Source organism: Mucilaginibacter corticis, from assembly GCF_007558865.1.
Classification (GTDB): domain Bacteria; phylum Bacteroidota; class Bacteroidia; order Sphingobacteriales; family Sphingobacteriaceae; genus Mucilaginibacter; species Mucilaginibacter corticis.
In genome coordinates this window covers 217,460-229,808 of the sequence record NZ_VLPK01000003.1, presented here as the reverse complement: position 1 = coordinate 229,808, position 12,349 = coordinate 217,460, and the positions used below count along the sequence as shown (strand labels likewise).

9 protein-coding genes are annotated in these 12,349 nt (G+C 40.0%); 4 read left to right on the top strand and 5 right to left on the bottom strand.

Going from position 1 to position 12,349, the window contains the following annotated elements; translation table 11 throughout:
• Positions 1 to 2: 2 nt before the first annotated feature.
• The 5 genes from FO440_RS16275 to spt form a co-directional block, all read right to left on the bottom strand.
• Positions 3 to 467: a phosphatidylglycerophosphatase A family protein gene (locus FO440_RS16275; RefSeq protein ID WP_144249345.1), complete on the bottom strand. Its 465-nt coding sequence runs from the start codon at positions 465 to 467 to the stop codon at positions 3 to 5.
• Between the two features lie 2 nt (positions 468 to 469).
• Positions 470 to 1,792, bottom strand: a complete 1,323-nt coding sequence (locus FO440_RS16270; protein ID WP_144249344.1) for an inositol-3-phosphate synthase — start codon at positions 1,790 to 1,792, stop codon at positions 470 to 472.
• A 46-nt stretch (positions 1,793 to 1,838) separates the two neighbouring features.
• Positions 1,839 to 2,825 (bottom strand): NAD-dependent epimerase/dehydratase family protein, encoded by a 987-nt coding sequence (locus tag FO440_RS16265; RefSeq protein WP_144249343.1) that lies wholly within the window; start codon positions 2,823 to 2,825, stop codon positions 1,839 to 1,841.
• Complete coding sequence (locus tag FO440_RS16260) at positions 2,822 to 3,940, bottom strand: hypothetical protein (protein WP_144249342.1); 1,119 nt, start codon at positions 3,938 to 3,940, stop codon at positions 2,822 to 2,824. Before FO440_RS16260 ends, FO440_RS16265 begins: the two co-directional genes overlap by 4 nt.
• Before the next feature lie 80 nt (positions 3,941 to 4,020).
• Complete coding sequence (gene spt, locus FO440_RS16255; RefSeq protein ID WP_144249341.1) at positions 4,021 to 5,229, bottom strand: serine palmitoyltransferase; 1,209 nt, start codon at positions 5,227 to 5,229, stop codon at positions 4,021 to 4,023.
• 358 nt (positions 5,230 to 5,587) lie between these two features.
• On the opposite strand from spt, the gene FO440_RS16250 reads away from it, so the two are divergent.
• The 4 genes from FO440_RS16250 to FO440_RS16235 all read left to right on the top strand — a co-directional run bounded on the left by FO440_RS16250 (position 5,588) and on the right by FO440_RS16235 (position 12,342).
• Positions 5,588 to 6,916, top strand: coding sequence for a TolC family protein (locus tag FO440_RS16250; protein ID WP_144249340.1), 1,329 nt, complete (start codon positions 5,588 to 5,590; stop codon positions 6,914 to 6,916).
• A gap of 73 nt (positions 6,917 to 6,989) precedes the next feature.
• Complete coding sequence (locus tag FO440_RS16245; protein ID WP_144249339.1) at positions 6,990 to 8,168, top strand: efflux RND transporter periplasmic adaptor subunit; 1,179 nt, start codon at positions 6,990 to 6,992, stop codon at positions 8,166 to 8,168.
• Between the two features lie 30 nt (positions 8,169 to 8,198).
• Positions 8,199 to 11,363, top strand: coding sequence for an efflux RND transporter permease subunit (locus FO440_RS16240; RefSeq protein WP_144249338.1), 3,165 nt, complete (start codon positions 8,199 to 8,201; stop codon positions 11,361 to 11,363).
• Between the two features lie 418 nt (positions 11,364 to 11,781).
• Entirely contained in the window at positions 11,782 to 12,342 is a 561-nt protein-coding gene (locus FO440_RS16235; protein WP_144249337.1) for a porin family protein, read from the top strand.
• The last annotated feature ends 7 nt before the right edge of the window (positions 12,343 to 12,349 follow it).

Sequence of the window (12,349 nt, the reverse complement as noted above, 5' to 3'; positions counted from 1 at the left end):
TACTAAAATCTGACATTAAGTATGTTTAACCACACAATTAACTGTAAAATAATATTAGCATAAACTCCGGCCAGCAGATCGTCAGCCATAACGCCCCATCCGCCCGGCAAAGCTTCAAGGCGCCTGATAAAAAGAGGTTTTAAAATATCAAAAAATCTAAAAAGAATAAAGCCAGCTGTAATGTAAGGTAAGGTAACTGGTACAAAAAGTAAGCTTACAAACATCCCGGCAACTTCGTCAATAACCACACGGTTATGATCTTTGCCCCAGATAGGTTCGACCTTATTGCCACTCCAAATGCCCAACGCTGTTACAATAGCAGTAAGCAGGATAGCGGGCATTATCATTGCGTTGTTGTGCCAAAGCAGGTACCAACATACGCAAGCAAAAAAGGCCGCTATTGTGCCGACACCCTTACCTAAGTAACCAATGCCAAAAACAGTAGCGGCCAGTTTATGAAACAACATGCTTATTTTACTTCAACCAGTTCTTCGTAATAATCCAGGCCCAGGTGGGTTATCAGATCTTCGCCCATTAAGTAGCGTAACGTGTTTTCCAGTTTTATTAATTGTTTAAATATATCGTTCTCTGCAGGTAAACCAGGAGCAGTCTGCGGAGATTTCAGGTAGAATGATAACCACTCTTGTACGCCGCTCATTCCTGCGCGTTTTGCAAAATCACTAAACAAAGCCAAGTCTAATGCGATAGGAGCAGCAAGAATAGAGTCGCGGCATAAAAAGTTGATCTTGATCTGCATTTTGTAACCTAACCAGCCAAAAATATCGATGTTGTCCCAGCTTTCTTTGTTATCGCCATGCGGAGGGTAGTAGTTAATACGGATCTTGTGGAAAATATCACCATATAATTCAGGATTATCTTCCGGTTTAAAAATATCTTCTAATACACCTAATTTTGAAACTTCTTTAGTTTTAAAATTATCCGGATCATCTAATACCAAACCATCGCGGTTACCTAAAATATTGGTAGAGAACCAACCGTTAACACCTAATGATCTTGCAGCAAGACCTGGCGCCAAGATAGTTTTCATTAAAGTTTGACCTGTTTTGAAATCCTTACCGGCGATAGGTGTTTCGGTGATACGTGCCAGCTCGATCAGCGCAGGGATATCGACTGTTAAGTTTGGAGCGCCGTTAGCAAAAGGTACACCTAATTTCAAAGCCGCGTAAGCATAGATCATACTTGGAGCAATCAGTTTATCATCGTTAATTAAGCCCTGCTCAAATTTTTCAAGCGAGCTATGAACATCCGATGCTTCGTAATAGATCTCTGTCGATCCGCACCATACCAAAACTACGCGGTCAAGGCCATTATTCTCTTTAAAGTTTTGGATATCTTCCATAACCTGTTGCGCCAACTCATAACGGGTACCGGTTTTAACATTGGTAGCGGTTAAGTTTTTTGCATAGTTTTGATCAAAAGCGGCTTTCATTGGTTTGATAGCCTCTAACTCTTCTTTTACAGAATAAAGCAATCCAGGCTCAAGTACTTTTGCATTCATTGCAGATTCGTATACGTTATCTTCGTATACATCCCAGCCACCCCATACAATATCATTAAGGTCTGCCAAAGGCACAAAATCTTTAACTTTTGGACGACGGTTTTCTGTTCTTTTACCCAAACGGATAGTGCCCATCTGTGTTAATGAACCTATTGGTTGTGATATTCCTTTTTTAACTGCTTCAACGCCGGCAATTAGTGTAGTGGCTACTGCCCCTAATCCCGGTAATAAAATGCCAAGTTTACCCTCGGCAGGTTTAATGGTGCTTTTCATTGTGTAAATTTAATATGTAGATTATAGTGTATATGCAGATTGTGTATTAAAGCCAATTATTATCCTTATACCATTTAAGGGTTTGCTGTAAGCCGTCCTTAAGTGTGTTTTGCGGATAAAATTTCAGATCATGTTTTGCAAGTTCAATACTGCACGACCAGTTAACAGCCGTGAGTTCGTTCAGTTTTTCGATATTTAGAATAGGGGCTTTATTTCTCAAAGAACTTACTTTTTCTGATACGCCGGCAATTAATTTTACAAAGTTTACTAAAAGATGAAACTTCACTGTCTTAACATTTAGTATATCTTTTGATAACTTTCCAAGTTCATGCTTGTCGTAAAAGTTTCCGTCTGATAAATTAAAGGTTTGCATGTTGCCGTTTTTGAGCGCCAGGATGCTTGCTTTGGCCAGGTCTACAACATAAATAAAGCTCAATTTTTGTTGCCCTTTACCTATATAAGCTTCTATGCGATTACTTACCTGTTTAAAGAAGATAAAGATCCCGGTATCGCGCGGGCCATATACAGCAGTGGGTCTTAGTATGGTATAGTTTAAATTTTTAACCGCTTTAAGTTTTCTTTCGGCTAATAATTTACTCCGGCCATACGCGGTGATAGGGTTGGGGCGTGTTTCTTCTGTAATTATGCCGGTTAAGGTTTGCAAAGGCCCAACTCCTGCCAGGCTGCTTATTAAAACAAACTTTTTTAATTTATCTCCGGTATCTGCGGCTGCATTTGCAAGATTGGCAGTGTAAGTAGCATTTATGAGATTATATTCCTGTTCAGATATCGCACGGGTAATGCCCGCGGCATGTATGATGTAGTCAAACTGTTTTTCCTGCAAAGTGTCTTTAAGGGATTGCAGGTTTTCATAATCCAGGTTGATATATTGAATATCAAAACCTTTCAGGTGATCAACACGGCTGTTTTTCCTTACAGCCGCATACACTTCAAGGTTGTTTTGTAATGCTTCAATAATCAGATGGTACCCAACAAAGCCACTTGCCCCGGTTATTAAAACCTTTTCTTTCATATTTGCTTTTGATACATGCGATACTTCTTGTACGGATCGCCTTTTATGGCTATGATGGCCTCGTTGATGAGCGTGTTATGCTCAAGGGTCCATCCGGCTTCGGCCCATTTTAATCCTTTCGCTGTGTAGTTTTTAATAATGGTGCCATATAAACAAGCTTCAATACCCATTTTACGGTAGCCATCAATCACACCCAAAGCGTAGATACGCAGGCTTTGTATCTTCTTTTTGCCAAATAATAATTTAAATATCCCGGTAGGGAACAGGCGCCCGTTTTTAATAGTTCTGAAAATTTCATTGTAATTAAGCAACGCAAGGCCGAAAGCTACAATTTTGCCGTCCTGTTCTGCTACTAATGCAAAATCTGGGTCAAGTATCAGTTTTAGGTCTTTAGCCAGGTAATCAAATTCTTCATCAGATAATGGAACAAACCCGGTATTCTGATCCCAGGCCGAATTGTATACGCTACGCAGTTTTACAGTCTCTTCTTTAAAGTTTTTAAGGTCTACTTTACGGATGATAATGTTATTACGTTTTAAGCGCTCCTGCAAGGCATTAAGCAACCTTACCGATTTATCATCATAGTTGTTACCATCCCAATGCCAGGCAATCAGGTCTACATCTTTTCCAAAGCCAAAACCTTCAATTAACTGGGCATAATAGGCCGCGTTATAGGTTTGCATTAAAACGGGCGGGCTATCAAAACCCTCAATTAATAAGCCGCAAGGCTCATTAGTTGAAAAATTTACAGGACCTAAAAATTTTCCGGTTACGCCTTTGTCTTTTAACCAGTTAGTAGCAGTAGTAAAAAGCAGGTTAGCTGTTTCTTGGTCGTTTATACAATCAAAAAATCCAAAGAAACCATCATTAACATGGTTGTATTCGTTATGGCTGTTATTTAATATAGCCGCTATACGGCCGACTATTTTATCGCCATCATAAGCCAAAAATCCCTGTAATTTATTGTGTTTATGAAAAGGGTGTATAGTTAGCAGATCTCTTTGTGCTATAAATAATTCAGGCACGTAATTAGGGTCGTCCCGGTACAGATCATGCGGGAAATCAATAAATGCTGTAAGTTCTTTTTTTGAATTTACGGGAATTATTTTTTTCATTTAACTGGCAGAAATTTATTGATAGTAAACAAAAAATGCGGCTACTTTTTTAAATAGCCGCATTTTATATCGGTTTTTAATTATATTCTTTCTTTGACGCCCATTACTACACCAACATCTTTAAAGGCTTTGGTTATTTTTTCAACGGCCTCGTCAATCTGTTCGAAAGTGTGCGTTGCCATTAATGAGAAACGCAGTAAAGATGAGTCTGAAGGTACAGCAGGAGACACAACCGGGTTAACAAATACGCCTGATGATTGCAGGTGTTTAGTAACCAGGAAGGTTTTATCATTATCCCTTACATAAATAGGCAGTATAGGGCTTTCGGTAGGGCCAAGGTCAAAACCTTCGTCTAATAAAAGCTTCATTGCATAGTTGGTATTATCCCAAAGTTTTTGGATACGCTCAGGCTCTGACTCAATGATGTCCAGTGCCGCGATAACGCTGGCTACCGACCCCGGGGTCATACTCGCGCTAAACATTAATGAACGTGCGCGGTGTTTCATATAATCAATAGTATCGGCATCGGCAGCAATAAAACCACCTAATGATGCTAATGATTTACTGAAAGTACCCATGATCAGGTCAACATCATCGGTTAAGTTAAAGTGCGATGCAGTACCTGCACCTTTGTGGCCAATAACACCCAAGCTATGGGCATCGTCAACCATGATATTTGCGCCAAACTGGTCAGCTATTTCAACAATTTCAGGTAATTTAACAATATCGCCTTCCATGCTAAAAATACCGTCAACGGCAATAACTTTAACAGCTTCTTCAGGTAATATGCTTAATTTGCGTTGTAAGTCTGCCATGTCATTATGGGCATACTTAATAACTTTTGAAAAAGAAAGGCGACTGCCATCAATTAATGATGCGTGATCGTATTCGTCTAATATTAAATAATCGTTACGGCCTGTAACGCATGATAACACACCTAAGTTTACCTGGAAACCGGTGCTAAATAACACCGCGGCTTCTTTGCCTACATAGGTGGCCAGTCTGTTTTCAAGCTCAATATGTATATCAAGCGTCCCGTTTAAAAATCTTGATCCTGCGCAGCCTGTACCATATTTATCAATTGCTTTCTTTGATGCTTCCTTAATTTTTGGATGATTGGTAAGTCCCAGATAAGAGTTTGAGCCAAACATTAACACACGCTTGCCATCTATAATCACTTCTGTATCCTGCGCAGACTCAATAGGCCTGAAATAAGGATACAGCCCTTTCTCCCTGATCATTGCTGCATCTTTAAATTGAGCAATCTTCTCATGTAGTTTTTTAACCATGTATTAACCCTGCTTAAATTTTTTGTAAAAATACCATGAATAAGTTTATAACCTATATTTAGTAGGTAATTTTTTTAAACATTCCACTTTTCTTCAAAATGGAACGAACTTCTCACTCGGCAAATTAATTAAATTTTTTGTTTATTTAGTGTCTATAATTTTCATTTTTTTTAAAAAAGCGCTAAAAACATGCCATTTGAAAAGTTTTGTGTACTTTTTACGTAAAATTATTATTGTGGATTTTTATTTATATTTAAATATTCCATCTTCGCATTCCCTAATTATTTAAACATGTGAAGAACAGGAAAACTTATACCTGTTTTTGTTGTTTACCGATCGTCTGATCATTCCTGCTATCATGAAAAAAATATACTTGTTGTTAATAATTAATGCCGTATTAATTCTAAATGCTTCTAAAATGTTTGCACAAAACCGTGCAGATACGTTAACTAACGTAATAACACTAAGGCAAAGTATACTTTTTGCTTTACGGAATCAACCGGCAGTAAAGCAGGCATCCATAGATCAGCAGATCAATGAGCGCGATATCCGCATCGGCTTATCGGCGTGGTTACCTCAGGTTAATTCATCAGGTGTTTACGACCATTATTTTAAAGGAAGCCCGGTACAATCTACAACACCGGGTGTAGTATCAAGTATTGACGAGTATTCAAGCCTGGGTTTACAAGCCAGCCAGGTTATATATAATAATGACGTATTGCTGGCATCAAGAACAGCCAACTACTCGCGCTTATATTATAAACAAAACACATTAAGCAGTCAGATCAATGTAGTTTCTGATGTAAGCAAAGCATTTTTTGATGTGTTGTTGTCTGAGAAACAATTAAACATCATTAACGAGGACATGTTAAGGCTGCAAAGGTCTCTAAAAGATGCTTATAACAGGTATCAGGCAGGCGTAGTTGATAAAATAGATTATAAACAAGCCACCATAGCGTTAAACAACGAGATCGCATTGCGAAAACAAACCTCTGAAAGCATTAACGCCAAGTTAGCTTATCTAAAACAGATAATGGGTCTTAATACGAAGAATGATATCACACTGTCATACGATTCGACCACTTATGAGAAAGAGGCGTATATTGATACCAACCAAACTTTAAATGTAAATAACCGCATTGAGTACCAGTTGTTATTAACACAAAAAAATCTTAAAAACTTAAATGTAGATTATTACCGCTGGGGGTTTTTGCCGTCTTTATCTGCTGTGGGCAGTTATAACTTAGTTTATTTAAATACACATTTCTCTGATCTTTATAAAAACGCATTCCCAAGCGCGTATGGAGGTTTGTCGTTATCATTACCCATCTTCCAGGGAACAAAACGATTGCAAAATCTGAGCAAAGCAAAGCTTGACGTTCAGCGTACAGACCTGGATGTGATCAACTCGCAAAATACCATTAATACAGAATACGTACAGGCTTTGGCCAGCTATAAGAGTAACTATATCAACTGGCAGATACTTAAGCAAAACGTAGACCTGGCAAAAGATGTATATAATGTAGTAAGCCTGCAGTATCGCGAAGGTGTTAAAACTTACCTGGATGTTATTGTGGCACAATCAGACCTGCGTACGTCAGAGCTGAATTATTATAACTCGCTGTTTCAGTTACTGTCAAGCAAAATCGATTTGAAAAAAGCGTTAGGTACACTTGCTGTCGAGTAAATTTTAATTAATAATCATTTGATATTGCACATGTTGCAATAAATATATAACACACAACAATACCCTCATACTGATGAAAAAAAGGTACATAATTTGGTTAACCCCGGTTGCAATGTTAGCATGGGCATCATGTAAAGATAATTCGGCAAAGCAAGATGCAGCGCCGCCGCCAACAGCGGTAAACGTTGCCGAAGCTAAATTAGGCGACGCGCTTTACTATGACCAATACCAGGGAACTGTGGTGTCATTAAATAATGTTGAATTGCGTGCACAGGTATCCGGTTTTATAACAGGGATCTTCTTTAAAGAGGGTGATGTTGTACAAAAAGGCAAGCCGCTTTATGAAATTGACAGGCGCAAGTTTCTTGATGCCGTAGCACAGGCGCAAGCTAACCTGGCTAATGCCAATGCAAATTTGGTTAAGGCTCAAAAAGATGTTGACCGCTATAACATGCTTTTGAAAAGTGATGCTGTGGCGCGTCAAACTGTAGACCAGGCTGTGGCTACCTATGAAACATCAAAAGGGCAGGTTGATGTGGCCAAAGCTGCGTTATCATCAGCTAAAACAGATCTTTCTTACGCTACCATAACCGCGCCTGTTACAGGCCGTATAGGTATATCGCAGGTTAGATTGGGTAGCCAGGTAGGAGCAGGGACCACATTATTAAATACTATATCAAGTGAAAACCCAATTGGTGTTGATGTGGTGATCAATGAGCAGGATATTAATCGCTTTTATGATCTGCAGAAAAAAAGTACTGATTCTACCTTCAGGCTTGTATTACCTGATGGTGTTTCCATCTATGATAAACAGGGTAAAATTTTAGCTATCGACAGAGGGGTAAATAACCAGACCGGATCGATAAAAGTTAGGCTTCAGTTTCCTAATGATAAGGCTATCTTAAAAGATGGCATGAGCACCGCGCTTAAAGTGTTAAACAGCGGGTCAGGAAACCGGGTGATCATCCCTTACAAAGCTGTTACTGAGCAAATGGGTGAGTTTTTTGTTTTTGTAACCAAAGATACTACTATGAAACAAAAAGAGGGCGGAGAGAAAAGGGATACCATCGCTTTACAACATAAAGTATCATTGGGCCCGCGTTTAAGTGACAAAGTGGTTATTCTTAGCGGTGTACAAAATGGCGATAAAGTTATTACCGATGGTTTTCAGCGTTTGCGCGATAGCGGCAAAGTAACATTGGGTATTCCAGTACAGCCGGCGGCAGCAGGTGGTAAACCGGCTAAAAACTAATTACGGGTATTTTTTAAAATTGAATTTTAGATGATCGCAGAGACCTTTATAAAAAGACCCGTTACGGCAATTGTTATTTCGATAGTTATTGTAATAGTTGGTTTGATTGCCATTGGCACTTTGCCAATTGGCCAATATCCTGAAATTACGCCGCCAACGGTTACTATAACCGGTACATACACGGGTGCTGACGCCCTAACGGTTGAGCAAACTGTTGCAACGCCGATTGAAACACAGGTTAACGGTACGCCGGGCATGACCTACCTGCAAAGTAACAGTACAAATAACGGCGCGTTAAGCATGACAGCCAACTTTGAGGTTGGTACAGATATTAATATTGCAGCACTTGACGTGCAAAACCGTGTGGGTATTGCAACACCTACATTGCCGCAGGAAGTGCAGCGTTTGGGCTTGACGGTACGTAAACGTAACCCGAGTATATTAATGCTTGTGGCTATTTATTCACCTACAAGCAGCCATAATGTTACTTTCCTTGATAACTATGCTAACGTATTTATTAAGGACGCATTGCTTAGAACAAAGGGGGTAGGTGACGTGGTATCACGTGCGGATGATTTCAGTATGCGGATCTGGCTAAAGCCAGATAAACTTGCAGCTCTTGGAATGACCGCCGCCGATGTAACATCCGCTTTAAATGAGCAAAACGCGCAGGTTGCCGCAGGTACAGTAGGAGCTACCCCGCAAGAAAAAGGGCAGACCTTTGAATATTCTGTAATTGTTAAGGGCCGTTTAACACAGCCTGAAGAATTTGGCAATGTGATCGTGCGTACACAGCCGGGTACAGGTGCCGTGGTTCATTTGAAAGATGTAGCCCGTATCGAGTTAGGTAAATTTAACTATGCAGGTAACTCATTTGTTGATGGAAAAAGAGCATCGTACCTGTTAATATACCAGGCGCCAAGCAGTAATGCGCTTGAAACTGCTGACAATGTTTATGCTACCATGGCCGAACTAAAGAAAGCTTTCCCGGCCGGTGTTGATTATGTGGTTCCTTTTGAATCTGTAACCGTGGTAAAGGTTTCTGTAAAAGAAGTAGTTGAAACGCTGGTTATAGCCTTGGTCCTGGTAATTGTGGTGGTATTTTTATTCCTGCAAAGCTGGCGTACAACGCTTATCCCGGTATTGGCTATTCCGGTATCAATTATAGGTACGTTCATTTTCTTTATACCATTGGGGTTCACCATTAACACACTTACACTGTTTGGTTTCGTACTGGCTATTGGTATTGTGGTGGATGACGCGATCGTTGTGGTGGAATCAGTGCAGCACTACATGGACGAAAAGGATATGAGCCCTGCAGATGCTACCTTGCATGCCATGCGTGATATATCGGCACCGGTTATTGCAATTGCTTTGATCCTTGCCGCGGTATTTGTACCGGTAGGGTTTATTCCGGGTATAGTAGGGCGGTTGTATCAGCAATTTGCTATAACTATCGCGATATCAGTATTGATATCGGCATTTGTGGCATTGTCATTAACACCGGCATTATGTACACTTTTGTTGAAACCGCATAAGCTTGATGAAAAATCAGGGGGCCTTGATAAATTCTTCTTTAAATTTAATGCCTGGTTTGACAGGATCACCGGTAAATACCGTAACGGGGTTGACAGGGGTATTAAAAACTCAAAATTTATTATCATCATACTGGTTTGTATCATCGTTGGTACTATCCTGCTTTTCAAGAGTAAACCAACAGGCTTTATCCCGACCGAGGATGAAGGCCGGATCTATATTACTTATGACTTACCGGAAGCCTCATCAACAGAACGTACAGTCGCTGTATTGCACGCGATGATGGATACGCTGGACAAAGTGCCTGAAGTAGCGCATTACGCGGCTTTGGGTGGGTTGAACGTTGTAAGTTTCGCTACAAAATCAAACAGCGCGACAATATTTGTACAGCTTAAAAATTGGGATGAGCGTAAGCAGACATCGTTGCAGTTGGTAGATAGGTTGCAGAAAAAACTATCAAGGTTTAAAGAAGCGAGCGTAGTTGTTATTCCGCCACCGGCTATTCCGGGTTTGGGTTCAACAGCAGGTTTCTCTTTCATACTTGAAGAAAAACAAGCAGGTGGCGACATCAAAAACTTTGAGAATGTGTTGAAGGCTTTTATCGCGGCTGTAAATAAAAGGCCCGAAATAGGCAAGGCATTTTCATTCTTCACCGCGCGCACACCTGCTTATCAATTAACAATCGACCGCGAAAAGGCTAAACGATTAGGTGTACTGATCTCGGATGTCAATAACGCGCTGCAAACTTATATGGGTAGTGCCTATATTAACGATTTTACCATATATGGCCGTAACTTCAGGGTGTTAGCGCAGGCTGATACCAATTATCGTACTAATATGGATAATCTTGGACAATATTTCGTGCGCAATCAGGCCGGTACAATGGTGCCGTTAAGTACCCTTACCTCTTACAAGATGATGGAGAACGCGCCATTGATATCGCACTACAACCTGTTCAGGTCTGCCGAAATAGATGGTAACCCTAAAGCGGGCTATAGTAGTGGTGACGCGTTAAAAGCGCTTGAAGAAGTAGCAGCTCAAACGTTACCGCAAGGTTTTGGGTATGAATTTTCGGGACTTAGCCGCGAAGAGAAATTATCCGGATCAAAGACGGTCTACATTTTTGCCTTGTCTATTGGTTTCGTGTTCCTCTTCCTGGCTGCTTTGTATGAGAGCTGGTCTGTACCATTTTCTGTATTATTAGCTGTACCGCTTGGTGCTTTTGGTGCGATATTGTTCCTGACGCTTAATAAAGGGCTGGTTGATAATATTTACGCACAGATAGGTTTGATCACGCTAATTGGTTTGGCGGCTAAGAATGCGATCCTTATAGTGGAGTTTGCCAAAGAGCGTGTTGACAAGGGGATGGAACTGGAGAAAGCGACCCTTGAAGCTGTACGGTTACGTCTAAGGCCGATCATTATGACTTCACTTGCGTTTATCCTGGGTGTTGCGCCGTTGCTTTTTGCATCGGGTGCGGGTGCCGAGGCTCGTAAAACAATAGGATGGACGGTGTTTGGCGGTATGCTTACAGCTACGTCACTGGCAATATTTATAGTGCCGGTATTATTCTTCCTGATAACCCGTTTTGCATACGGTAAAGAAAAATTAGCCGAACTGGAGAAGAATTATAAAGAAGATCCTGACGAGATCCATTAATAAATAATACTTAACAAAAAAGCTTCCGTAAGATCCGGGAGCTTTTTTGTTTTATAGCCTTTTATTATCATATAAATCAGGTTTTGTAGCCTTATTGATACAGTTATTAGCTGTAATACATACTAATAAGGCAGTTTATAACAGACAAATTGCATATTATAAAAGGCAGATTATTCCATTTTACTAAGCCGGTTAACTTTAATTTAATACTATGAATAGTTTCTTTGTCAGTTTTGTTTTTATCGCTCATTATCAGTCTGTAAGCTATTAACAATTGTTAATAAAGGGTTTTGTGCGCTGTATGAGGCATTAATGCCAAATGTTAAAAAGAGCCTGATTTTGGCACAATGGCAAAGTATTTGATTAAGTGCTGATAATAATTTAATCTATACTTATTTTACTAAAGAGAAACACAACAATGAAAAAGTTAACAAAATTAGCAGCAGTGGCCATAACAGGTTTCGCGCTATTTATCGGAACTAATGTAAAAGCACAAACTATTACCCCAAACAAATTGCGTTTCGGATTTGGCGTTGAAGGTGGCCTTGCAACAGGCAATGCGCATAATTATTCTAACCTTGAATTAGGTGGTACAGCAAGGTTGCAATACGGTTTAGACAAAGACTTAGCGCTTACCTTAACATCAGGTTATTACAATTTCTTCGGAAAATCAGAGCCTAACACTACTACCAAGTATCAGTCATTAGGTATGGTTCCTATCAAATTAGGTATTAAGGCTTTCTTTACCGACAATCTTTATTTCGGTGCAGAAGTTGGTGCCGGTATTGAAACCAAGACTTTTTTACCACAAGGAATTGATGAGAAATTTGCCAACAAAGACACTAAGCTGATCTTAACTCCCGGAATTGGTTATGCAACTAAACATTGGGATGTTGGTGCACGTTATGAAAACTTTTCAGGACAAGGTAACAGCTACGGTTTGGCAGCACTTCGTGTCGCCTACGGATTTGGATTGTAATTACACA

Coding starts and splice junctions, on each gene's coding strand:
- FO440_RS16270 (WP_144249344.1), bottom strand. CDS start 1,792: ATGAAAAGCACCATTAAACCTGCCGAGGGTAAACTTGGCATTTTATTA.
- FO440_RS16260 (WP_144249342.1), bottom strand. CDS start 3,940: ATGAAAAAAATAATTCCCGTAAATTCAAAAAAAGAACTTACAGCATTT.
- FO440_RS16240 (WP_144249338.1), top strand. CDS start 8,199: ATGATCGCAGAGACCTTTATAAAAAGACCCGTTACGGCAATTGTTATT.
- FO440_RS16250 (WP_144249340.1), top strand. CDS start 5,588: ATGAAAAAAATATACTTGTTGTTAATAATTAATGCCGTATTAATTCTA.
- FO440_RS16235 (WP_144249337.1), top strand. CDS start 11,782: ATGAAAAAGTTAACAAAATTAGCAGCAGTGGCCATAACAGGTTTCGCG.
- FO440_RS16245 (WP_144249339.1), top strand. CDS start 6,990: ATGAAAAAAAGGTACATAATTTGGTTAACCCCGGTTGCAATGTTAGCA.
- FO440_RS16265 (WP_144249343.1), bottom strand. CDS start 2,825: ATGAAAGAAAAGGTTTTAATAACCGGGGCAAGTGGCTTTGTTGGGTAC.
- FO440_RS16275 (WP_144249345.1), bottom strand. CDS start 467: ATGTTGTTTCATAAACTGGCCGCTACTGTTTTTGGCATTGGTTACTTA.
- spt (WP_144249341.1), bottom strand. CDS start 5,229: ATGGTTAAAAAACTACATGAGAAGATTGCTCAATTTAAAGATGCAGCA.